Annotated in this window: 19 protein-coding genes and 1 pseudogene; 9 read left to right on the top strand and 11 right to left on the bottom strand. The window is 68.9% G+C overall.

The genetic code is table 11. The annotated features are described in order from the left end of the window. Positions 1-22: 22 nt before the first annotated feature. The 3 genes from HUA74_RS23800 to HUA74_RS23790 form a co-directional block, all read right to left on the bottom strand. Entirely contained in the window at positions 23-1,321 is a 1,299-nt protein-coding gene (locus HUA74_RS23800) for a WD40 repeat domain-containing protein (protein ID WP_174456377.1), read from the bottom strand. 223 nt (positions 1,322-1,544) lie between these two features. Further along, on the bottom strand, positions 1,545-2,957 hold the full coding sequence (locus HUA74_RS23795; RefSeq protein WP_174456376.1) for an alpha/beta fold hydrolase: 1,413 nt from the start codon (positions 2,955-2,957) through the stop codon (positions 1,545-1,547). An 83-nt stretch (positions 2,958-3,040) separates the two neighbouring features. Beyond that, entirely contained in the window at positions 3,041-3,886 is an 846-nt protein-coding gene (locus tag HUA74_RS23790; RefSeq protein WP_174456375.1) for an SDR family oxidoreductase, read from the bottom strand. Here HUA74_RS23790 and HUA74_RS23785 point away from each other — a divergent pair. Then, the gene (locus HUA74_RS23785) at positions 3,804-4,943 is read left to right on the top strand and encodes an AraC family transcriptional regulator (RefSeq protein WP_371817300.1); all 1,140 of its coding nucleotides are present in this window, start codon (positions 3,804-3,806) and stop codon (positions 4,941-4,943) included. The two genes, HUA74_RS23790 and HUA74_RS23785, sit on opposite strands and share 83 nt — an antisense overlap. 12 nt (positions 4,944-4,955) lie before the next feature. On the opposite strand, the gene HUA74_RS23780 is transcribed toward HUA74_RS23785, so the two are convergent. From HUA74_RS23780 to HUA74_RS46445, 5 genes and pseudogenes are all read right to left on the bottom strand, one after another. Next, on the bottom strand, positions 4,956-5,708 hold the full coding sequence (locus HUA74_RS23780; RefSeq protein WP_174456373.1) for a DUF2652 domain-containing protein: 753 nt from the start codon (positions 5,706-5,708) through the stop codon (positions 4,956-4,958). 65 nt (positions 5,709-5,773) lie between these two features. Next, positions 5,774-6,826 carry a fatty acid desaturase gene (locus HUA74_RS23775; RefSeq protein WP_174456372.1) on the bottom strand — a complete coding sequence of 351 codons (1,053 nt, stop codon included), beginning with the start codon at positions 6,824-6,826 and terminating at the stop codon, positions 5,774-5,776. Positions 6,827-7,078: 252 nt separating this feature from the next. Then, a complete protein-coding gene (locus HUA74_RS23770) occupies positions 7,079-7,516 on the bottom strand; it encodes a hypothetical protein (protein ID WP_174456371.1) in 438 nt (145 codons plus the stop codon). Positions 7,517-7,581: 65 nt separating this feature from the next. Continuing rightward, positions 7,582-7,866 (bottom strand): helix-turn-helix transcriptional regulator, encoded by a 285-nt coding sequence (locus HUA74_RS46450; RefSeq protein ID WP_256434703.1) that lies wholly within the window; start codon positions 7,864-7,866, stop codon positions 7,582-7,584. A gap of 93 nt (positions 7,867-7,959) precedes the next feature. Further along, positions 7,960-8,448 (bottom strand): annotated as a pseudogene (locus HUA74_RS46445) (cupin domain-containing protein); the annotation flags it as partial. Between the two features lie 187 nt (positions 8,449-8,635). On the opposite strand from HUA74_RS46445, the gene HUA74_RS23760 reads away from it, so the two are divergent. The 5 genes from HUA74_RS23760 to HUA74_RS23740 all read left to right on the top strand — a co-directional run bounded on the left by HUA74_RS23760 (position 8,636) and on the right by HUA74_RS23740 (position 13,887). Further along, the gene (locus HUA74_RS23760; RefSeq protein ID WP_371817299.1) at positions 8,636-9,055 is read left to right on the top strand and encodes a putative quinol monooxygenase; all 420 of its coding nucleotides are present in this window, start codon (positions 8,636-8,638) and stop codon (positions 9,053-9,055) included. Continuing rightward, entirely contained in the window at positions 9,052-9,540 is a 489-nt protein-coding gene (locus HUA74_RS23755) for a group II truncated hemoglobin (RefSeq protein WP_174456369.1), read from the top strand. Before HUA74_RS23760 ends, HUA74_RS23755 begins: the two co-directional genes overlap by 4 nt. 34 nt (positions 9,541-9,574) lie before the next feature. After that, positions 9,575-10,207: a TetR/AcrR family transcriptional regulator gene (locus HUA74_RS23750; RefSeq protein ID WP_174456368.1), complete on the top strand. Its 633-nt coding sequence runs from the start codon at positions 9,575-9,577 to the stop codon at positions 10,205-10,207. Between the two features lie 93 nt (positions 10,208-10,300). Further along, positions 10,301-12,112 (top strand): ABC transporter ATP-binding protein, encoded by a 1,812-nt coding sequence (locus HUA74_RS23745; RefSeq protein WP_174456367.1) that lies wholly within the window; start codon positions 10,301-10,303, stop codon positions 12,110-12,112. Continuing rightward, positions 12,109-13,887 carry an ABC transporter ATP-binding protein gene (locus HUA74_RS23740; RefSeq protein WP_174456366.1) on the top strand — a complete coding sequence of 593 codons (1,779 nt, stop codon included), beginning with the start codon at positions 12,109-12,111 and terminating at the stop codon, positions 13,885-13,887. The genes HUA74_RS23745 and HUA74_RS23740 overlap by 4 nt, the downstream gene beginning before the upstream one ends. Before the next feature lie 9 nt (positions 13,888-13,896). Here the strand turns inward: HUA74_RS23740 and HUA74_RS23735 are convergent, their stop codons facing one another. Continuing rightward, a complete protein-coding gene (locus tag HUA74_RS23735) occupies positions 13,897-15,939 on the bottom strand; it encodes a radical SAM protein (RefSeq protein ID WP_174456365.1) in 2,043 nt (680 codons plus the stop codon). A gap of 146 nt (positions 15,940-16,085) precedes the next feature. Between HUA74_RS23735 and HUA74_RS23730 the strand changes: the two genes are divergently transcribed. From HUA74_RS23730 to HUA74_RS23720, 3 genes are all read left to right on the top strand, one after another. After that, positions 16,086-17,129 carry a hypothetical protein gene (locus HUA74_RS23730; protein ID WP_141641465.1) on the top strand — a complete coding sequence of 348 codons (1,044 nt, stop codon included), beginning with the start codon at positions 16,086-16,088 and terminating at the stop codon, positions 17,127-17,129. Between the two features lie 242 nt (positions 17,130-17,371). Beyond that, positions 17,372-18,679: an alpha/beta hydrolase gene (locus HUA74_RS23725; protein ID WP_174456364.1), complete on the top strand. Its 1,308-nt coding sequence runs from the start codon at positions 17,372-17,374 to the stop codon at positions 18,677-18,679. Positions 18,680-18,797: 118 nt separating this feature from the next. Beyond that, positions 18,798-19,481: a macro domain-containing protein gene (locus tag HUA74_RS23720; protein WP_174456363.1), complete on the top strand. Its 684-nt coding sequence runs from the start codon at positions 18,798-18,800 to the stop codon at positions 19,479-19,481. Between the two features lie 27 nt (positions 19,482-19,508). On the opposite strand, the gene HUA74_RS23715 is transcribed toward HUA74_RS23720, so the two are convergent. Both HUA74_RS23715 and HUA74_RS23710 read right to left on the bottom strand, forming a co-directional pair. Further along, complete coding sequence (locus HUA74_RS23715; RefSeq protein ID WP_141641462.1) at positions 19,509-20,252, bottom strand: LytTR family DNA-binding domain-containing protein; 744 nt, start codon at positions 20,250-20,252, stop codon at positions 19,509-19,511. Beyond that, entirely contained in the window at positions 20,218-21,336 is a 1,119-nt protein-coding gene (locus HUA74_RS23710) for a sensor histidine kinase (protein ID WP_141641461.1), read from the bottom strand. The genes HUA74_RS23715 and HUA74_RS23710 overlap by 35 nt, the downstream gene beginning before the upstream one ends. Positions 21,337-21,420: the final 84 nt, after the last annotated feature.

Here is a 21,420-nt window from a genome sequence, read left to right as displayed (position 1 = left end):
GTCGCCTTCCGGGAGGCGCTCGTCACCAGGCCGCGCCGCTCAAGCTGCTCTCCCGGAGCAGGCCGTCGGGCAGCACCGTCAGGAAGCGGCGGGCCGCCGGGTGCCACGCCGTGGGCACCACGGTGGAGTCTTGGAGGAGCCGCTCGCCCGTCTCCACATCCCACACGGTGGTGCCCGTGTCCTTCGCGCTCACGAGCAGCAGGTTCCCGTCGCACCTGAACGCTCCGCGCGGTCCCGGGAACCATCGCACCAGCTTCCCGGTCTCGACGTCGAAGAGCATCGCGGCGTCGAGCAGGGTGTCGACATCCCCGCCGAAGCCCCAGACGGCCAGGGTGCGCGGGCCCACGAAGCACAGCGGGCCATCCCAGTGGTACGAGCACTCGCGCAGCTGCTTCAGGGAGGGGCCGTCCTCGGACTCCCAGACGTTCTCGTGGACCCAGCGCCGCAGGGAGAAGGCGGTCAGGATGCCCACCGGGTGCCAGACCCACCCGTCGTCCACGAGCCAGTTCCCATCCGGAGACACCGTCAGGCCGCAGTGGAAGTAGTCGAGCTCGTGTTGTGTCCGGGGCTCGCCGGGCTTGCCTCGCCGGGTGGACTCTCGCGGTGTCAGCAGCTCCCCGGTGGCCGGGTCCGACACGTCCAGTCGGTTCCAGGCCGTCGCGTGCGCCAGCAGCGTCCTGGTGCCGTCGCGAAAGAAGGCCACGGGAAACTCGCAGCGCTTCTCATGGTACGAGCCCCGGTCCAGCGGCATCGTCACCTTGCCGGAGGCCAGCTCCATGACGAGGCCCTTCGCGCCGCGCGCGTTCACCACCGCCACATAGCGCCCGCACGGCGAGACGTGCAGCGCCAGCTCGGCGGAGAGGTCGAGCGTCCCCGTGCCCACGACACTTGTGCGCGTGAGCGAGCCCTCTTCGAGGTCGAGGCGAAGCAGCTCGCCCTGTTCGTTCACCGCGAGCCACTGCGAGCGAGGCTCGGTGCCCAGCGCGATGAGGCCGCGAAGCGTCTGGCCCGCGAGTGCGGGGAGGGAGTGCTCCCGGTGCTCGAAGTGGAGCGCGGTAGCCCGCGTGCGCACGCCGGGGCGTCCGATGATGCCCATCAGCGCGGAGGTCCTCCCCAATCTCACGTGCTGGCAGGCCGCGCAGATGCTCCGGAACTCCTGGCCAGGCAGGGCCACCCGCGCGCAGTCCTCGCAGAGCAGGTCGTGGTGGACGCCCTGACCCGTGAAGCGGACGTGGTAGCCCGCGTCCTCGTCCTCCGCGAGGTGCGCACACCACTGTCCCGCGAGAGGTGCGGCATGGCCACATGCGAGCTGGTTCATCATCTGTCCTCCTGGTTCCACTTCAAGGTCGGCTCGGCGAAGCGCGACCCTGGGTAGGACGAGCCGCTCGCGGGCGGGTGGCTCGAGTTCCAGGCATGAAATAAAGCTTCACGAACATCCCCCTGGTGCATCTCGTCGGGCGAGAGGCTGTTCGGCAAGGTACCCGAGGCCGCTCAACTCCGCATCCGACGCGAGCGCTGGTTCGTTCGATGAAGCGTGTGACTCCTCAAGGCACGGCCGTGTTCCTCGCGAGCTCCGACGACATGAACGCGCGAATCTCGGAGACGACCGTGTCCGCGTGGTCCTCGAAGAAGAAGTGGTGTGCGTTGGCGAGCTCGATGGTGTGGTGGCTCGGAAACGTCTGTTCCCAGCGGACACGGTCCGCCTGAGGAAAGCCGGGGTCGTCGAGCGCCCAGAAGATGAGTGCCGGCTTGTGGACGAGGGCAGGCAGGCCCGCTTCGACCTCCTCGAAGAAGGTGTGCGCCTTCGTGATTTGCCCTGGATAGAAAGTGGCGATGCCACGGCGCTCGAGTGGCTGGAAGGGCCGCAGGTAGACGTCGCGCACGTCGCGAGGAAGCTCGCGGACGATGCTGTCCTTCAGCCCGAAGGAGGCGATGGCGTTGAAGTGGTGCTGCGCGAACGCGCCAATGGGGCCGCCCGCGATGACGGACCAAATCCCCCGGGGCTCGCTCGTGCTCGTCTTCCACGCCCAGGTGCTTCCCAGGATGACGCGCTGGACGAGCTCGGGGCGCCGCGCCGCGAAGTGCGTGCCGATGGGACCGCCCCAGTCCTGCATGACCAGCGTCACGTCGCGAAGGCCGAGGTGCTCCGCGAACTCCTCCAGGACGCGACTCTGCTCGCCGGGTGTGAAGCCGAAGCCGGGAGGCGCTGTCGACAGGCCGAAGCCCGGGTAGTCGAGCGCGACACAGCGGTAGGAGCCGCGCAGTCCTCGAATCAAATCCCTCCACTGGAAGGACCACGAGGGGTTGCCGTGCAGGAAGAGCAGCGTGTCGCCCGTGCCCTCGTCCACATAGTGGATGCGCGCGCCACTGGGGAGGTCGACGAACCGGTGCTCGGCGTCGAACATCGCGCGCGGAATCTCGCCGACGAGGGACTCCGGGCCGTGGGGCAGTTCGTGCTCCCCCGCGAGCGCCGTCACCACGCCCGCGCCTTCGAGCGCGCCGACGAGCACGAGGGCGACTGTCCGCACGCGTGAGCGCGAGGGCTGCTCGACCGCGCGTGGAGCGAGCCAGGCCACGGCGAGCGCCACGGTGATGAAGGCGGGGAGTGCCGCGACGGCGAGTCCGTCACGGCCCAGCACGGCCATCCCGAGGAGCCGCACCAGCGCCAGTCCCAGTGTGGCGGTCGCCAGCATCGAACGGGGCCGCGAGACTCGCCCGGTGAGCCAGCCGTGGCCGAAGGCGGCGAGCACCGCGACGAGGACACACACGGGAGCCAGGACCGCGTACCGCAGCTCCGGGAAGAAGGAGAGACCGTGTGCAAGGGGCCGTGCCTCCATGACGAGCGTCGCGAGGAGGACGGTGGGCACGGAGGCCCGCAGGCCCGACTGGAGCAGGTGGAGGACGCGGGGCCGCGTCCACGTCATGGGGGCGCTGGGACGGAGTGATTCGAGGGACATGGGGGTTCTTCCGGGAGACGAGGTGAGGGGGCTTGCTGGCGGCGATGCGCGCGGCGAGCCCGAGGAGGACCGCTGTCGCGGGGCTACCGGAACGCGGCGGCGTGTTCGTTCGCCCAGGCCGCGAAGGTGCGGGGCTTGCGTCCCAGCACCTGCTCGATGGCGGGGGACACCGTCACGGCGCCGCCGGCCTTGATGGTCGCCATCACCTCCAGCATCCCCTCGACGAGCGGCGCGGGCATGCCCGCTTGTGACATCGCGTCGCGTGCCGCCGAGGGAGGCACGTCGACGAAGCGCAGGGGCCTTCCCACCGCCGCGCCGATGAGCGCCACCTGCTCGTCGAAGCTCAGCGCCTCGGGGCCGGTCAGCTCGTAGCGCTTGCCCTCGTGCCCCGGTTGGGTGAGCGCGGAGACAGCGACGGCGGCGAGGTCCCTGGGGTCCACCACCGCCACCTTTCCTCCTCCCGTCGCGGCGAACGCGGTGCCCTGCGTCTTGAGGGTGTGCGCCCAGCCGAGCGCGTTGGTGTTGAACCCGCCCGCGAGCAGGACGGTCCACGCGAGCCCGGAGGACTCCAGCGCCGCCTCCACGTCACGATGCCAGTTGCCGATGGCCAGCGCGTCGCGGGTCGGACCAAAACCCATCGAGGAGAACTTCACGACGTGGCGCACGCCAGCGGCCCTGGCCGCGTCGAGCCCGTGCAGCTCGATTCGCGCGGGCCCCGTCGTCAGCAGGAAGAGCTTCTCGATGCCCGCGAAGGCCGCGCCGAGTGTCTCGGGCCTCGCGAGGTCTCCTTGGACGACCTCCACCGCGCCGCCGTGCTTGGACGCCTTCGCCGTGTCGCGCACCAGGATGCGCACCCGCTGCCCCGCTTCGACGAGCTGCTGGACGACCAGGCTGCCGACCGTTCCATTCGCTCCAGTGACCAGAATCATGTGGGAGCCTCTCTTTCGCGAAGTACAGTACGTCCCGAGCGGAGGACTTTCAGTGCCTGAAACTCCAGATGAAGTGTCCAATCGTCCAGACGGAGCGGCTCCATCGGGAGTCGACCCTTTCAGCGACGTGTTCACCGCGATGCGGGTCCGGAGCGCGCTGTACTGCCGGATGGAGGCGACCGCGCCCTGGGGTGTGCGTTTCCCCGGCTCACCGCACGCGAAGTTCGGACTGGTGACGCGGGGGAGCTGCTGGCTGGAGGTGACAGGGCAGCCCAAGGCCATCCCCCTGCGTGGCGGGGACTGCTACGTCGTCGCGGCCGGGCTGGGCGTCACGGTGCGCGATGCGCCGCGCACGCGTGCCCAGGATGGGGAGGCCCTCATCCGCACGAAGACGGGAGACCTCCTGCGCTTTGGCGGTGGCGGCGCGGCGACCCAGGTCATCACCGGGCTGTTCGAGTTCGACGCGTGGAGCGGCCAGTCGGTCTTCGAGCTGTTGCCGAGCGTCCTCTGTGTGCGGGGTGACGAGGCGCAGGCCAGCGCGCTGGGGGCGACGCTCAACCTCCTGGCGCTCGAAACCGCGACGTCCGCCATCGGCTCACCCGTGGTCATCAACCGGCTGGCGGAGATCCTCTTCGTGCAGATGGTTCGCGCGCACTACACGTCGGGAGGCGCGGGGGAGCTGGGGTGGCTGGCGGCGCTGGGGAACGCACCGCTCGGGGCCGCGCTGCGGGCCATGCACCACGCGCCCGCACAGCCCTGGTCTGTCGAGGCGCTCGCCCGCATCGCGGGCATGTCGCGCTCCGCCTTCGCGCTGCACTTCAAGGCGAAGGTGGGTGAGACGCCGCTGGAGTACCTGACGCGCTGGCGGATGTACAAGGCGGGCTGCCTGCTGCGGGACGGAGACTTGGGGCTCGCGGAGGTCGCTGACGCCGTCGGGTACGAGTCCGCCGGGGCCTTCAATCGGGCCTTCCAGCGCGTCCACGCGCGGACGCCGGGAGAGTTCCGGCGGTTCATCCGTCAGCAGACCCCGTCGAGTGCCACGGGCGCGCCCGCCTGAGGCGCTCCCTGTTCAGGAGCGCGGCACGTCGGAGGAGGGCGCGGCCTCCTGGGCGTCGACCACCTCGACGTTGCGGAAGTTCTGGCAGGCCTGCTGGAAGCCGAGCACGTACTTCAGCGAGCGCGCCTCCTGCGTCAGCTTATGCCACCACCTGCGGGGCAGGCTGGGGCCAATCGCCGCGGGCAGCTCCTGGGCGCTCTCGTTCAGGTCCAGGTAGTGCGTGGCCGTGCGGCCCAGGCCCTCGAACTCGTGCTCGAGCCCCCGGGTGAGCTGGCGCAGCTCCGGCTGGAGCTGCTGGTGCACCGAGTCGGTCATCAGGAAGTACTCGGACACGGGGACGTCGTTCTTCAGCATCCGGTGCACGAGGATGACGTCCACGCCCGCCAGCTCGGTGAGGTGCTTCACGCGCTGGAAGGCGACCTCTCCGGAGTGGGCCACGAACTTGAGCGTCAGGCCGCCGACCTGCATGCAGCCCTCGCACTTGCACATGCGGTCGACGATGAGCCGCTCGCGTCGGGCGAGGAAGGCGCGGCGGATGTCGGCGATTTGCCGGGCCAGGACGCTGCAGTCGTCGCCGACGGCGTAGAAGAACGCCGCGTCCCCTTCGAGCTTCGCGAGCTTGAACTTGCCGGAGGCGTCGATGACGGCTTCGAGCAGCTGCGCCACCGTGTCTTGCGCGTGCGCGAGACTGAAGCGGTGGTGTTTCATGAACCGGGTGTAGCCGCCGATATCCGCGATGAGCAGCAGCGCCTTCTCTGTCGCCATTCGCGTTTCAGCGTATCGCAGGGAGCAGGGGAGGCATAGCGGTGCCTCTCCCTGCCTCGAAGGCTCTAGCCACCCACGACGACGGCCTTGTCCTTCTGCTTCTCCGCCCAGGGCAGGTAGTGGCGCTCCATGAACTCCTGCTTGAAGTCCCGGTACGACGTGATGGCGCCCAGGTAGGACCACCCGCGGATGAAGTGCCAGGCGGGGTCGAACTGGTAGGACAGGAAGCCCGCGCGGGCTCCGTGCGGATAGAGGTGGTGGTTGTTGTGCCACTCGCCCGTGATGAGTCCCGGCCAGAGCTGGTTGATGGACTGGTCCTTCATGTTGAAGTCCACGCCGTCACGCCGACGGTCCTTCCCGCCTCCGTGCCCGTCATAGTTGAACGTCCGCACGCCCACGGCCCACACGCCGGACCAGCCGAAGAGGGCCAGCGCCAGGGCGTGTCCGCCGAGCAGGAAGAACACGCCGTACCAGACCGCCCAGTTGGCCAGGAAGTGCGCCACCGTCCAGGCGGGGTGACAGAGCGAGCCCCACTTCTGGTACTGCGCATGGCTGTTCAGGTGCACACCCGTGTGCTCCATCAGCTTGCACAGCTGCGAGTAATCCTTGGCGTTCAAGTCCCTGCGGATGCCCTGGTGATTCACGTCCGCCAGGAAGCAATAGAGCCAGCCGGCCTTCGCGTTGTAGGGGTCCCCCGGCGTCTCCACCTTGGCGTGGTGGACGTGGTGGGAAATGACATACGCCTCTTCCGAAATCGTCTTCACCACCAGGTTGCGGCAGAGCTCACGGAAGAAGGCGTTCTTGAACTGGAAGGCCCGGTGCGTCGAGTACCGGTGGAACCAGATGGTGCCGTGTGTGCCCAGGACCACCATGCTGTAGATGAAACCCACGAGCAGCAGCCACCAGCTGAAGTAGTGGGTGAAGAAGAGGGCGAGTGGGATGCCGAAGCCCAGCGTCGTGGTCCACCCGATGAGCGCCAGCCAGTTCTTCCGCGTCCGGAAGATGTTCAGCCGCGCGAAGAACTCCGAGAAGATTTCCCGGTGGGTCGGCACGTAGAGCGCGCCGTTCTTCTCGTAGCCGTAGCTCGGAGGGTCGAGGATGCGGTCCAGAAATGACATGAATTCCCTGAGCAGGCGGCTGGGCGCGTGAAGTGTCGCGGAGTTTGTCATGAAACTCCGGTGGCGGCGCGAAGTGCTACCCGACAATTTCTTCGAGGCGCGGGGGGCGAGGACTCCACGAGGGCGGAAGAATGGGCCCCCAGCGGAGGCAAACGCCTCTGGGCTCCGGGCTCATCCTGAAGGTCCGTGACGACCCCGCCCCCTGCCTGGAGCACGGGCGGAAGCCCTGGGTCGCCTGCCTGCTTGTCACAATCAGGTTGTGACGGCGCCCCAGAACAGCACCGCGAAGCCTCCGAGCTCCCCCGCGATGAGGGCGACCATGGAGGCCACCATCACTGCGGGAGGCACCACTGCACGCCCGAGCCTGTGGGGACGCTCGAATTGATTGTCCGTGTCTTTCAGGAGGCCGTGGATGACGTAGGTCGAGACGCCCACCGCGAAGAAGCCGATTTGAGCGATGACGGCGATCAGCTCGATGGTGTCATCCAAGGCGCTGAGGACGACGAAGCGTTCGACGACGAGGCACGCGAACGAATAGAGGAGCGCGGCCCGGTGGGCGATGTCGACGTAGGGCGAGGCCTGGGCCTTGGGGCTCTGGGAAATCTGGAGATATTTCCAGACGCCGAAGAGCAGGCCCGCGAGCAGGAAGCCACCGGCTGAAAAGGCCGCGATTTTCTGGGCGAGGTTCATGGCGCGAGTGTGGGACGCGCGTGTTCCCTGGCGCTTGTACGAACCGGCTACGATGGTGGGATGTTTCAGGCACGCGTCGACTTGCGGAACGCCGAGGGCGTCTGCCCGAAGCGCCGACGGAACGCGCGGTTCAGTCCGGACTGGCTCTCGAACCCGACCGCGTGGGCGATTTCGGCGATGGACTCCTCGCCATCGCGCAACCGTCGGGTGACGAGCTCCAGGCGGAGGTGGGCCAGATAGGCCACGGGAGGCTGGCCGATGCGCTCCTGGAAGAGCAGGGCGAAGCGCGTGCGGGACATTCCCACCCGCGAGGCCAGCTCCTCGACGGACCAGGGCCGCGCCGGGTCCATGTGGAGCAGGTGGAGCGCCTCCGCCAGTCGAGGCTCGCGCAGCCCCGCGAGCCACCCGGGGGGCCCCTCGTCCGATTCGAGCAGCAGCGTGCGCAGGACCTGGACGAAGAGCGCCTCGGTGATTCGCGCGGCCGCCGTGGCGGCTCCGGGGGCCGTGGAGCCCGCCTCGTGGGAGAGGGACGTCAGCAGCGCGCGGAGGGCGGGAAGCGCATGCAACTTCTCGCGTCCCAGGTGGACGAGGGGGGGAAGCCCGCGCAGCATCCGGAGCCCCTGCTCGCCCTCGGCCGCGAACTTGCCGCAGACCAGTCGGGATTGCGCACCCGGGCCCTCGACGTGATGAACCCCCGCGACGGGTGGGTGCCGCACGAGCAGTCGTGACAGGGGCGTGGCCGAGGCCGCACGCGAGGAGAGCAGTTGATGTGCCTGGCCACCGAAGAGGACCACCAGCTCGCCGGCCTCCAGGGGCAGGACGTCCTCGCCGGCGCGCAGCCAGCTGCTTCCCTGTTCCATCCAGTGAAAGGATGCGAAGGGAGCCTCCGGCAGGTCCATGCCCACGGGGCCCGCAGCTCCCAGGCCGCGTAGATGCTTCCCTTCAGGTTCATCCCACGCAGCACCGCGGACAGCGGCTCCATCCCCATCCCTCCCTTTGGAACGCGAGGCCCACGAATCGGAACGGCCGACAAAGCGGGGGTCCTCCCGTCGTCCTTACAGTGGCATGGCTGGGCGGGAATGCACCCTCGAAACCAGGTCCCCGCCCTGGAGGTCGTCCGTGTCCGGGAAGTCTCGTCGTGTCGCCTTGTTCCTCCTCGTCGCCGCCCTGGGCGTCGCGGGGATTGCCGCCGCACCCCGCCCGTCGAAGTCCTCATCGAACAAGGAGCAGTCCATGATTGTCGAATACATCCGCTATGACATCCCGGCCGAGCGCGCCGACGCGTTCCTCGAGGCCTACCGGGCCGCGGGTGAGCATCTGCGCGCCTCGCCGCACTGCCTGCGCTACGAAGTGAGCCGAGGCTCCGAGGAGCCCCACCACTTCGTCGTCCGCATCGAGTGGGACTCCCTCGAAGGACACATGAAGGGGTTCCGGGGCAGCGCGGCCTTCCAGAAGTTCTTCGTGCTCGTGCGGCCGTTCGTCTCCGACATCCAGGAGATGAAGCACTACGACGTCGACACGGCGTGGACCGGGCCGTGAGCGACGGCGGTGCAGCGTCCGCGGTGCCCACGCTCTACGCGTGGGCGGGTGGGGCGCAGGCCCTGGCGCGGCTGACAGAGTGCTTCTATGCCCGGGTGCGCACCGACGCGCTGCTCGGCCCCGTCTTCGAGCGCATGTCCGCTCAACACCCGTCCCACGTCGCCCTCTTCCTGGGTGAAGTCCTGGGCGGGCCTCGTGCCTACAGCGAGGCGCATGGCGGACATCCCGGGATGCTGCGTCACCACCTGGAGCGGCACCTGACGGAGGCGCAGCGGCGACGCTGGACGGACCTGCTGCTCGACAGCGCCAACGAGGTGGAGCTGCCCTCGGACCCCGAGTTCCGCTCGGCCTTCGTCGCCTACGTCGAGTGGGGCTCCCGGCTCGCCGTCATCAACTCTCAGCCCGGCGCGAGCGTCACGCTGGACGGGCCCATGCCCGCCTGGGGCTGGGGTGTCCCTGGCGGCCCCTATCGCCCGGAGACTTGAATGGTGAACTTGTTGGTCGTACAGTAAGTTCACGATGGTCGCCGCCGCGAAGAAGAAGCCCGTGCTGACGAGGGACCCGGAGGGGGTCCGGAAGCGGATCCTCACGGAGGGCACGCGGCTGTTCGCGGAGCGTGGCTTCGCCGGGACGTCCTTCCGGGATGTCGCCACCGCGGCGGGCGTGTCCGTGAGCCTGATTCAGCACCACTTCGGGACGAAGGAGTCGCTCTACGCCATCGTGAAGGCCCACGCGGTGGAGGACTCCGCGCGGGCCCACGCACCGGCTCCCGATGATGACGGCCTGGGGCTGCTCACCGAGGAGGGGCTCCAGCAGCTCGTCGGCTTCTTCCGGGCGAGTCCGGAGTGGTCCCGCCTGGCCGCCTGGGCCGCGCTGGAAGGGGACTTGGAGATGTGGCCGGGTGAGGACGACTTCGTCGAACGACAAGCCGCCCAGGTCCGGGCCGCGCAGCGCAACCGCGCCGTCGCGAAGGACGTGGACCCGGAGCTGCTCCTCATCGCCATGGCGGGCCTCATGAAGGCCTGGGTCAGCTACAGCGAGCGCCATGCCCACCGGCTGCGTCACCTGGGCAGCCGCGCTCAGCGGGAACGCGCGTACCTGGCGCTCTGCCTGAAGCTGCTGCGGCACGGTGTCCTGCCCTCCCGCGGGTAACGGGTGGGGACCTGCGCCCTGGTTTTTCGATGCCGCTGGTCATGTGTCGATAATGAATACTATTATCGAAATCAAGTCAATGGGAGGTCGTCCGTGAGTGTCGTCGAGGAGTCGCCGAGTCATCCGCCGCCTGGCCTGCGAGGGTTGGTGTCGCTGCTGGGTTTGCAGGGGCCGCTGGTGGGGCTCGCGGCGCTCAGCTCGACGGTGGCCGCCGCGCTGGGGTTGGTGCCGTTCTTCATCGTCGCGCGCATGGCCACGGCCATCTACGCGGAGCCGCCGAAGCTGGACGAGGTCCGCACGCTGGCGCTCGTCGCAGTGGGGGCGCTGGTGCTGCGCTACCTGTTCGTCGCGGGGGCGACGATGGCCGCGCACATCGCCGCATTCCGAATCCTCCATGCGCTGCGCCTGCGAATCGCGCGGAAGCTCGGCGCGGTGCCACTGTCGTTCTTCAGCCGTCGGTCCACGGGCTCGCTGAAGACGACGCTGATGGACGACGTGAATCAGATTGAGTCGTTCGTCGCGCACAACTTCCCGGACGCGGTGGCCGCCATGGTGGTTCCGCTCGCCACGGCTGTCGCGCTGCTGTGGGTGGACTGGCGGATGGCCCTGGCGAGCATCGCCGTCGCTCCCTTGGCCGTGGGCGCCATGGCGCTCGCGATGCGCGATGTCGGCAAGGCGCATGCGCGGTGGAACGAGATTCAGCAGCGGATGAACGCGTCGCTCCTGGAGTACTTCCGGGGCATCAAGGTCATCAAGACGTTTGGCCTCTCCGCGGCCCGCTTCGGGGACCTCTCGCGCTCCATCGAGGAGGGCCTGGCGTGGATGGAGGGCTTCATGCGCACCAACGGGCGGGGCTATGGCGCCTTCGGCGCGCTCATCGGCTCCAGCCTCGTCGTCCTCGTACCCCTGGGGGGCTGGCTGTACGTGCGAGGCGGGCTCTCGCTGGAGTCGCTGGTGTTGTTCCTGGTGCTGGGACCCCAGCTCCTCATGTCGCTGATGCGGCTGATGTTCGCGTGGGGCAACGTCGAGCGCGTCACAGCGGGCAACGAGCGCATCCACGACATCCTCCTGGCGCCCGACCTGGAAGACGTCGCGGGCACCGAGTCGCCACGACATGACGGAATCTCCTTCCGCGAGGTCGACTTCCGCTACGACAGCGCGGGGAAGGACGTGCTCCACCGCGTCACGTTCGATGCGCCGGCCGGGAAGGTGACCGCGCTCGTGGGGCCCTCGGGCGCTGGCAAGTCGACGCTCGTGAAGCTCGTGCCCAGGCTGTGGGAGGCCCACGGCGGCACGGTGGAGCTGGGAGGCGTCGACGTGCGCAAGCTGCCCCTCGACACGCTGCTCTCGCGCGTCTCCATGGTGTTCCAGGACGTGTTCCTCTTCCATGGCTCCGTCCGCGACAACCTGCGGCTGGGGCGCGCGGAGGCGACGGACGCGGAGCTGGAGGCCGCATGCCGCGCCGCGCGGGCGCACGACTTCATCCTCGGGCTGCCCCAGGGGTACGACACGATGCTGGGTGAGCGTGGCGCGCGACTGTCCGGTGGAGAGAAGCAGCGGCTGTCCATCGCGCGGGCCCTGCTCAAGGCCGCGCCCGTGCTCCTGCTCGACGAGGCGACCGCGTTCGCGGACCCGGAGAACGAGGCGCGCATCCAGGAGGCGTTGTCGGAGTTGTGCGAGGGGAGGACCGTCGTGGTCGTCGCCCACCGGCTGTCGACCATCGCCACCGCCGACCACATCGTCGTGCTCGACGGAGGGCGGGTCCGGGACCAGGGTCCGCATGAGGTGCTGCTCTCGCGCTGCGCGCTCTACCAGCGACTGTGGGCGAGTCACTCGGATGCACGGGACTGGTCGCTCGGCGGTGCCGAGGCAGAAGCCCCGCGTGGTGTGGAGGTGGCATCATGATTGGAGAGTTCTTCACGCTCGGAGAGCGGCTGGCGGGCCAGAAGGACGAGCGGCTGCGGCGCGGCTTCCTCTTCGCCTTCGGTGAGGCGGTGGCGACGGCGCTGCCCTATGCGCTGGTCCTGTTCTTCGTCCGTGCGGCGTTGGAGCGACGGCTCACCCTGGAGCTGACGGGCCAGGTGACGGGCGGCATCGTCCTCGCGGTGCTCCTGCGGATGGTGTTCACCCGGTCGGCGATGGCGAACATCTTCACCGCGGCCCATGCGCTGATGGGACAGGCCCGCATCCGCACGGCGGACCACCTGCGGCGGCTGCCCATGGGCTTCTTCACCCAGCACCGCAGCGGCGAGCTGATGGGCGTGCTCACGACGGACCTGGCGCTTGTCGAGGACATCTGGTCGCACATCATTGGCGTCTTCGCCGCCAGCTTCGCCCTGCCGATGCTGGTGGGCCTCGGGCTGTGCTTCCTCGACTGGCGGCTGGGGCTCGCCGTCCTCGCGATGTTGCCTGTCGCGCTCGCCGTCCTGGCGGCCACGACGCCCCTCTTCGTGCGGGAAATCACCTCCGTGCTCGAGGCGACGGCGGACGTGAACGCGCGCATCGTCGAGTACGTGCAGGGCATCGCCGTGCTCCGCGCCTTCGGTCGACACGGTGAGGTGTACCAGCGCTTCGTGAAGGCGATGGAGCGGCTGCGTGACGCGCTCATCCGCGCGGAGGTGGCGCCGTCGCCGCTCCTGTCCGTCTTCGGCTTCCTGGTCGAGGCGAGCTTCGTCGTCGTGGCGTTCGTGGGCAGCACGCTGGCCTTCCAGGGGACGCTGGCTCCGGGGACGCTCCTGGTGTTCCTCGTGGTGAGCGTGGGCGTGACGCGACAGGTGGCCGAGCTGGGCGTGGCGCTCCTCATGCTCCGAGGCTCCCAGCGCGCGTTGGAGCGCGTGGACCGGCTCATGGCCGAGAAGCCGCTGAGCGAGCCTTCCTCGCCGGCGGCGCCTGTCACCCGCTTCAACGTGGAGGTGGAGGCCGTCTCCTTCGCGTACGAAGGCGAGCACGTGCTGAAGGACGTCTCCGTCGAGTTCCGCGAGCAGTCGCTCACGGCGATTGTCGGTGCCTCGGGCTCGGGCAAGTCGACACTGGTGCATCTGGTCGCGCGGCTGTGGGACGTGCCGCGAGGGCAGGGGGCCATTCGCATCGGCGGAGTCGACATCCGGGATTTGCCGTTCGAGGAGCTGCACCGGCACATCGCGATGGTGTTCCAGGACGTGGTGCTGTTCTCCGGGACGGTGCTCGACAACCTGCGCGTGGGCCGCGCGGATGCGTCCCGGGAGGACGTCGAGCGCGCCGCCAGGGCCGCGAGGGCGCACGACTTCATCCAGGCGCTCCCCCAGGGCTACGACACCGTGCTCACCGAGGATGGAGGCTCACTCTCGGGAGGCGAGCGGCAGCGGCTGTCCATCGCGCGGGCCATCCTCAAGGACGCGCCCATCGTCCTGCTCGACGAGGCCACGGCTTCGGTCGATGCGTCCGCGGAGGCGGAGATTCAGCGGGCGATTGACGAGCTGGTCCGGCACAAGACGGTGGTCGTGATTGCGCACCGGCTGCGGACGGTGCGTCGCGCGCACCGCATCGTGGTGTTGGAGCGCGGAAGGGTGGCGGAGAGCGGGACTCACGACGAGCTGGTGCGTCGCGAGGGGCCCTATGCGGCGCTCTGGCGTGAGCAGGAGCGGGCCAAGGGATGGCATCTGGGCCCGCGGCGAGAAGCCCCCCGGGCAGAGCAGGGGTAGAGGCCGTCGCTACCGTCGACGGAGCTCTTCGTTCACGTCCTCGCGGAGGCGGTGCAGTGCCTCCGCGAGCGGGTCGTCGGAGTACACCCGAACCCAGGCGTGCAGGCCCAGCACGGCCTCCAGCTCGACGAGCGCCTTCAGCACGCGTCCGGGCCCCATCGTGTTGACCCGGACCGAGAGGCTGTCGTTCCCGGGTGCCGATTCCACGTGGTCGTCCGGTGTCAGGTACGGACGAAGGTGCGGGACGACGTCGGGTGGGCCGCGCTTCGGCTGCGAGAAGGAGCCCCTCACGATGACGCGCTGACTGGTGAGCATGAGCGCGGTGCCACCCTGGCGCTGGGCGAGGTAACCCAGGCGGGGGCCAAAGTGGTTTTCCTCCAGCAGGACGTGCGGGCCCGCCACCGTGACGTCGCCGGTCAGGTCCTTCGCATAGCGGCTCGCCACCTCCGCGGACTGGAACAGGACCCACAGGCGCAGCCGCCCCGCGTGAGGGCCGCGCGAGGCGAGGCGCTGTTCGAGGCGCAGGTCCTTGGGGACCTCCACCAGCTCCGCCGCGACGACCGCGCCGTTCTCCTGGGCGAGTGTCTTCAGCCTCGCCACCACGGTGTCGAGGGACTCCTTGCCACCAGGGGCGCCCCAGTAGCCCACGAGCCCGTGGAGCTGGTTCGCATGGCGGATGAAAGAGCCGTGCACTTCCTCTTCCAGCACGCGCTCCAGTGCGCCCAGGGTCGCCGTGTCCCGCACTCCAAACGCGGTCGCCAGCTCGAATCTACCGTGCCCGTGAATCTCCGAGTGGACCATGCGCCCCTTGCGCTTCCACAAGAGGGTCCGCAGCGAGGGGAAGTCGTCATCCAGCGTCATCTCGGTGTGCAGCATCACCACCCGGCCCAGCGAGGCCATCACATCGGGGACGCGCTCCTCCGCGCCCACCGGGATGCCCTCCGCCGCGAGCAGCTCCTTCCATCGCTCCGGGTAGGCGCGTCCCGACTTCCAGTCTGGCAGGAGCGTGTCGAGGTAGGCCGTGGCCTCTTCAGCCGTCTCGAAGCGACCCACGAGCACGCAGTCTCCGCTGTTGTTTCCGGAGAACCCGCGCCACACGCGAACGCCGTCGGTCAGCGCCTCTCCCAAATGCGCCCCCGCGCGCGCACAGCCCGCCAGGGGCGACGGCGCGGACAGCACGTCTCGCCGCCCGTTCCATCCCGCGAGCACATCCTCCGCCGAGGTGATGGGAAGTCCCCCGCCCTGAAACGAGCACGCCTTCAGCCGTCGGTCCGACGTCAGGGTGACGAAGTCGAGCCCCGCGCCGCAGTCGCCACCGAAGAGGCGGGGGACCTCCGTCAGCGTGTCTCCGAAGCAGACCGACAGGCGCGTGCGCAGCGGGCTGTCCGCGAGCACCTCCGTGAGGCGTGCCTCGTCCGAAGGACTCAGTCGGAGCTTCGCGTCGTCGCCGACGTAGCGCAGGAGCGCGGCATCGCGACAGCCCAGCGCGTGAAGCGTCCGGAGCTGTGCGGGCAGCGTGGGCAGTCGCTCCGGGGTCGCGAGGATGTTCACGCCGAACGTCTGTCCGGCGCGGGCGAGCCGCTCGACACACGCCTCCCAGTCGTTGTCGTCGTAGAGCGACACGCGGACCTCTCCGAGGTGGGGCGCGAGTCGTGCGAGTCGCTCGTCGGAGAGCAGCATCCCGTTGGTGGTGAAGTGGATGGCGAGCGGCGTCTCGTTCGACAGCCGCCGCACCAGCTCATCGAAGCCACGAAAGGCGAGGGGCTCGCCGCCACCGAACGCGACCTCCAGCGTGCCCGCGCGGGCCAGGCCCGCCAGCACGTCGAAGGCGGAGTCCACCGTCCACTCGCTCTTCGCTTCCCGCTCTCGCGAACAGAAGGTGCATGCGAGGTTGCACGCGTTGGTGATGCCGAAGAGGACCAGCCGCGGCGCCCTTCGCCGCAGGTGGCGCGTCCGGGGTCCATCCACGCGGAGGTTCGTGCCGGTGATCCGGTGGAACCAGAGGAGGGCGCCATCGAGCGCGTGGGGGCGCCAGTCGGAGTGTGGCTGCATGAAGGTCCTCGCAACCCCCTGGATTCAGGGGCAATCCAAGGGTGGGGCGTGGTTCTCAGCCTACAAGAAACAATCGACGTTCCAGGGCCGATAACTCCAGAGTCAGCCGAAGTCTGGCCGCCCACACCCCCCGAGGTCCCACCCACATGGGTTTCAAGATCCCCAGCTTCAACGACGTTCGGAAGACGGTGACGAACACCGTCAACGACGTGAAGGACACGGTCGTCGACAAGGCGACGGACGTGAAGAAGGCGGTCGTCGACACGACCAACGACGTGAAGAAGGCCGTCGTCGACACGACCAAGGACGTGTTCGAGGACGTGAAGCACAACCCCGTCACGGACGCGTTCAAGAAGGCCATCACCGACCCGAAGGACCTGGCCCGCGACGTGTTCCAGACGGGGCTGCGCACCGCGTACCACGGCGTCACGAAGGTGCTGCCGGACGGCGCCGCCGACCAGTTGGTGAAGGCGGCCGAGGGCGGCATGGATGCCCTGGCCAAGACGTCGGAGCTGCTCGTCGGCAAGGACTCCTCCATCACCCAGAGCCTGAAGACGCTGGGCAAGGTGGACCTGGAGGGCATCACCCGGACGACGGACCCGGTGACGGGGCAGAAGCTGCAGGGTGACTGGCCCAAGCTGTGGGGCACCTGGCTGCTCGAGGAGAAGCCCAAGGACCTGGGCACCTGGGACAAGACGGACAACGGCACCGAGCGCGTCACCGTGCGCGACAACGCGTACACCGAAGACCTGGCGGGCCGCCCCCACCAGCAGCAGGTCACCGAAGAGTTCTTCAAGATGTACCCGAACCCGAAGCCCGGCGACGTGTTCCCTCCCGCCGAGGCCACCGACGCGCAGAAGGACAAGGCCCTGTACCGCTTCACGGGCCCGGGCACCGACGAGAAGAGCAAGGAGAAGTACACCTCGCTGGAGTGGTTCATCGGCTCCTACCGCACGCAGGTGACGTGCACCGGCATCGACGAGAAGACCGGCAAGCCCAACCTCCAGTACGAGGTCGTCAACAACTCGCACCTCGAGTCCGGCACCCGCGTGCCCGCGTCCTTCCAGGACAAGGGCCTGCCCCCCGCGCTCGTCCAGGACCGCCAGCGCGAGACGGGCCTGGGCGTCGGTGGTGACTGGATTCAGCGCTACGTGTGGACCAACAACGGCGTGGACAACCCCACGAAGTAATCCCGCCCCCAGTCGTTGACGAAGGCCCGGTGGTCGCGAACAGCGGCCCCGGGCCTTCTGCTTTCTGGCGTCCGGGTTCGCGCGATACCTGCGCCAACGTGACTCGGAGCGCCGTGGGTCGCAGCCGAAAGGTGTGACGTCCTGCGTCACATCACGCCCCTCGGTTTTTCCTAGGCGTCAGGAAACATTTTCGGCTGATTCGCGAAGATGTAGGTATCCCCCCTTCAACACGAGGCGCTGTCATGGCCGGTATCTCCTCTGTGAACAGCAGCGCAGCCGAGTCCGCCCGTCGCCGAGCGGAGGCCGCGCGCGTCGCGGCCGAGCAGCAGACGGCGGCCAAGCCCAAGGCGAAGCCCGTGGAGAAGGTGGAGACGGCCTCCACGTTCGAGGGGCCTCGCAAGACGGGGGCGGAGAAGCTCACCGGGGAGAATGCGCCGCTCGCCGCCAAGGGGCCGCTGGACAGCGCGCCCGCGGACCCGAAGGCCCGCGCGGGTTGGTGGAAGCAGCTGTCGCCCACGGAGCAGTCGCAGGTGGTCAGCTCGGACCCCAAGAAGCTCGGCTCCATGGATGGCCTGCCGGCCTCCGTGCGTGACACCGCGAACCGCACGCAGCTGAAGAATGAAATCGCCCAGCTCAGCGCGGAGAAGTCACCCTCCAAGGACCAACAGCGCCAGCTGGAGAACGCGCGGGCGGTGCAGACGCAGCTGGACCGGGTGGCGAAGGAGGCGGGCTCCGCGCAGCTGCTCGTCTATGACTCGACCTTCGTCAATGGCGAGGGCCGTGCGGCCATCGTCGCCGGCAACCTGGACACCGCGAAGCATGTGTCGGTGAGCGTGCCGGGCCTGAACTCGGACGTGCGCGGCTACATGGACAACATCACCAGCGACGCGCTCAAGCTCCACAAGGCCTCGGGCACGCAGCAGGGTGAGGTCGCGACGGTGGCCTGGATGGGCTACGACGCGCCGGGCTTCCAGAACGTGGCGTCCGACAACGCCGCGGAGAATGGCGCCAAGCTGCTGGCCGCCGACGTGGCCGGCATCCGCGCCGCGCGCGACGGAAACCAGCCACACCTGACTGTCATTGGCCACAGCTATGGCAGCACCACCGCCTCCATCGCCGCCGACAAGAACGGCCTCCAGGCGGATGACCTGGTGCTCATCGGCAGCCCCGGTGCGGGCAGCGCCAAGTCGGTGAAGGACTACGACGGCGCGCTCGCCAACGGCCACGTGTGGTCCGGCTCGGCCAGCCGGGACGTGGTGTCCTGGCTCAATGGCAGCAACCTGCCCGGGGACCCGCTGGGACAGGACCCGTCCGAGAACAAGTTCGGCGCCAACCGGTTCACCGCGGAGGCGAAGGACCGCGGGGACAAGAGCAACATGGGCGACCATTCCAAGTACTACAAAGAGGGCTCCGAGTCCCTGGCCAACCTGGCGGACATCGTCACCGGGAACTACGGCGGAGTGGACCGGGCCCAGCAGCGCTACGGCGAGCATGACTGGTGGAAGGGCAACCGCGTCATCGACCCCGAGGCGAAGCGCGCCGTGGAGTGAGCCGGATGTAGAGCGGGCCCAAGGTCCGCTCCACCGGAATCCCTTACAATTTTTTCGCGGGACCGGCCGGTGCTCTGGCGGGTCCCGCTTGTCTTGAGTGGACCTGGGAAGGTCGTGCATGCGCTTGTCGAACGTGGTGTTGAAGAGCCCTGACGTGGGCTCACGGCTGTCGTCTGTCGAAGTGGTGCAAGGCAGTCTGGTGAGCGGACGCGAGCGGGTGCTCGTCAATGCATCCAACACGAATGGCCAGCTCGGCTCGGGTGTCTCCGGCGCCATCCGCCGGGCATGCGGCGAAGGCTTCCAGGAGCACATCCTCGCGGCGCTGAATGCGCGCTTCGGTGGACCCATGGCGCCGGGAGAGGTGCTGGTGACGGAGGCGGGCGCGCACCCCACGGCGAAGTGGGTGGCCCACGTCGCGGTGATGGACTATCGCGAGGGCATTCACGGGGGCTCGTTCCCGGACTCGCAGCGCATCCGCGCGGCCTGCGTGAAGCTGTGGGAGACGCTGGAGCAGTTGGACGAAGTGGACCTCTCCGTGGCCATGGTCGCCCTGGGGGCTGGCACCGGAGGGCTCTCGCTGCGTGAGTCGGTGGACCTGGCGTGCTCCACGCTGAGCGAGCACCTGAGCGCCAGAGAGGGTTCGCGGCTCGGGCGTCTGGTCTTCTACGGCTACAACCTGCCGGAGTACATCGCCACCGTGGATATCGTCTCGCGCTACTTCGCGCTGCCGGAGGGCTCCGTGTCGCGCGAGGTGCTGGACTTCGTGGAGCGCTGTCGCGAGCAGGAGCAGCGCGGCAGGTAGTCGCCGCGCGCTCACGGGCGCAGCCGGTCAGCCGAACCGCTCGCGCAGCGCCGACGCATGGCTCCGGCTGAGCGGCAGAGGCGCTTCCAGCCCGCGCAGGTAGACGTCACCCCCGCCACTCAAGCCCCGGTCCACGCGCTCGACGTAGGTCAGGTTGACCAGCGCGGAGCGGTGGATGCGCGCGAAGGTCCGCTCCGGCAGGCGCAGCTCCCACTCCTTCAAGGGGCGCGGCGACAGCGTGCACTGGCCGTCCGCCGTGACGAGCTCCACGTAGTCGCCCGCGCCGCGAAGGCAGACGAGCTGCTCCACCCGCACGAAGCGCGACTTCGCGCCGTTCTCCAGGAACAACACGTCCGCCTCGGTGAGCTTCTGGCGGGTGGGGCCCTGCGCGGGCGCCGGTTTACCCTGCTCCCGTTCCACCAGTCGCTCCACGGCCCGCGCCAGCCGGTCCGGATGCACGGGCTTGAGCAGGTAGTCCAGCGCGTTGACCTCGAACGCCCGCAGCGCGTGCGTGTCGTGGGCCGTGACGAAAATCACCTGGAATGGCCGCTCGGGCAGGCGGGCGAGCAGCTCGAAGCCACCCTCTCCGGGCATCTGCACGTCCAGGAAGAGCAGCTCCGGCCGCAGCTCCTCGATTCGCTCCAGCGCGGACTTCACGCTGTCCGCCTCGCCCACGACCTTCACATGGGGAGACGATGACAGCATCTCGCGCAGCTCGACTCGGGCGAGCCGCTCGTCATCCACGAGCAACGCGCGCAGGGGCAGCGTCATGCGATTCCTCCGCGAGTATCGGGGTCCATTCCATGGCGGGGAGCTCGACGACGATGTGGACCCATCCCTCCGTCTCCGACGTCTCCAGCTTCGCGCGGTCCGCGTAGAGGTGGGCCAGTCGCTCGCGCACGTTGCGCAGACCGGTGCCCGTGCCCTGGGGGCCCAGCTCGCGCGCCGCGGGCGCCCACGTGCCGGTGTTGTCCACCTGGATGCGCAGCACGTCCCGCACCCGCGTCACCCGCACACGTACGCGCACTGGCAGCACGCCGGACGCGAGGCCGTGCTTCACCGCGTTGTCCACCAGCGGCTGGATGAGGAACGCCGGCACGGTGAGCTGCTCGGTGCCGGGCTCCACGGAGAGGCTCGCGTCCAGCTTCTCCTCGAAGCGCACCGACTCGATGCTCAGGTAGCTGCGCACCATGGACAGCTCCTCCTCCAGCGGGACATGCGGGTAGTCCCCCTTCTGGAGCGAGAAGCGCAGGAAGTCCGCCATCTCCGTCACCATGCGCCGCGCACGGGCGGGGTCCTCCCCGATGAGGGCGCGCACGGAGGTGAGCGCGTTGAACAGGAAGTGCGGGTGCATCTGGTGACGCAGGGACGCGAGCCGCGCCTCCTGCGCCAGGGTGTCCGCTCGCAGGGCGCGCTCGCGCTCCTCCTGCCAGGCTCGGGCGTGTTTGATTCCGAAGTAGAGCCCGCTCCAGCCCAGCAGCGTGACGCCGTATTCCAGCGAGAGCCGGGGAAGCGACATCTGGTGTCGATGCCAGTCGTACGTGGGATAGAGCCAGATGGCCCACAGCTCACCCAGCACCGTCCAGAGGACTCCGAACGCCGCGCTGGTGACCATGGCCCAGAGCGTCTGCCGCCGGAAGGTGCCCGGAAAGAGGCGCCGGTAGGCCAGCCTCATCACGCTGGTGAGCGCCAGTCCGTACAGCGCGCGGTGTGCCTTGGCCACCACCAGGTGCAGCGCGCCGCCATCCGCGTTGATGGCCGGATAGAAGGTGATGATGAGCAGGATGGCGTAGAGCCCCCAGCCCCCGAGCTGCAGGGTCCAGAACGCTGGAGCGGGGGCCAGGCGGTGTTTCATGCGCGGGAACCTATCAGAGTGAATCCAGCCCGACGACGCGCGAGCGCCTCGGGCTCTCGGGGGATGCGTGCGCCTGTCTGGCTG

The sequence above is a fragment of the Myxococcus sp. CA051A genome (assembly GCF_013336705.1).
Classification (GTDB): Bacteria; Myxococcota; Myxococcia; order Myxococcales; family Myxococcaceae; genus Myxococcus; species Myxococcus llanfairpwllgwyngyllgogerychwyrndrobwllllantysiliogogogochensis.
Note: the sequence above shows the minus strand (reverse complement) of the source record. Positions and strands in the feature narration are given on the sequence as shown.

Coding starts and splice junctions, on each gene's coding strand:
- HUA74_RS23710 (WP_141641461.1), bottom strand. CDS start 21,336: ATGAAACACCGCCTGGCCCCCGCTCCAGCGTTCTGGACCCTGCAGCTC.
- HUA74_RS23790 (WP_174456375.1), bottom strand. CDS start 3,886: ATGATTCTGGTCACTGGAGCGAATGGAACGGTCGGCAGCCTGGTCGTC.
- HUA74_RS23795 (WP_174456376.1), bottom strand. CDS start 2,957: ATGTCCCTCGAATCACTCCGTCCCAGCGCCCCCATGACGTGGACGCGG.
- HUA74_RS46450 (WP_256434703.1), bottom strand. CDS start 7,866: ATGGACCCGGCGCGGCCCTGGTCCGTCGAGGAGCTGGCCTCGCGGGTG.
- HUA74_RS23725 (WP_174456364.1), top strand. CDS start 17,372: ATGGCCGGTATCTCCTCTGTGAACAGCAGCGCAGCCGAGTCCGCCCGT.
- HUA74_RS23780 (WP_174456373.1), bottom strand. CDS start 5,708: ATGGCGACAGAGAAGGCGCTGCTGCTCATCGCGGATATCGGCGGCTAC.
- HUA74_RS23740 (WP_174456366.1), top strand. CDS start 12,109: ATGATTGGAGAGTTCTTCACGCTCGGAGAGCGGCTGGCGGGCCAGAAG.
- HUA74_RS23800 (WP_174456377.1), bottom strand. CDS start 1,321: ATGATGAACCAGCTCGCATGTGGCCATGCCGCACCTCTCGCGGGACAG.
- HUA74_RS23715 (WP_141641462.1), bottom strand. CDS start 20,252: ATGACGCTGCCCCTGCGCGCGTTGCTCGTGGATGACGAGCGGCTCGCC.
- HUA74_RS23720 (WP_174456363.1), top strand. CDS start 18,798: ATGCGCTTGTCGAACGTGGTGTTGAAGAGCCCTGACGTGGGCTCACGG.
- HUA74_RS23785 (WP_371817300.1), top strand. CDS start 3,804: ATGCGCACCCGCTGCCCCGCTTCGACGAGCTGCTGGACGACCAGGCTG.
- HUA74_RS23750 (WP_174456368.1), top strand. CDS start 9,575: ATGGTCGCCGCCGCGAAGAAGAAGCCCGTGCTGACGAGGGACCCGGAG.
- HUA74_RS23775 (WP_174456372.1), bottom strand. CDS start 6,826: ATGTCATTTCTGGACCGCATCCTCGACCCTCCGAGCTACGGCTACGAG.
- HUA74_RS23730 (WP_141641465.1), top strand. CDS start 16,086: ATGGGTTTCAAGATCCCCAGCTTCAACGACGTTCGGAAGACGGTGACG.
- HUA74_RS23735 (WP_174456365.1), bottom strand. CDS start 15,939: ATGCAGCCACACTCCGACTGGCGCCCCCACGCGCTCGATGGCGCCCTC.
- HUA74_RS23770 (WP_174456371.1), bottom strand. CDS start 7,516: ATGAACCTCGCCCAGAAAATCGCGGCCTTTTCAGCCGGTGGCTTCCTG.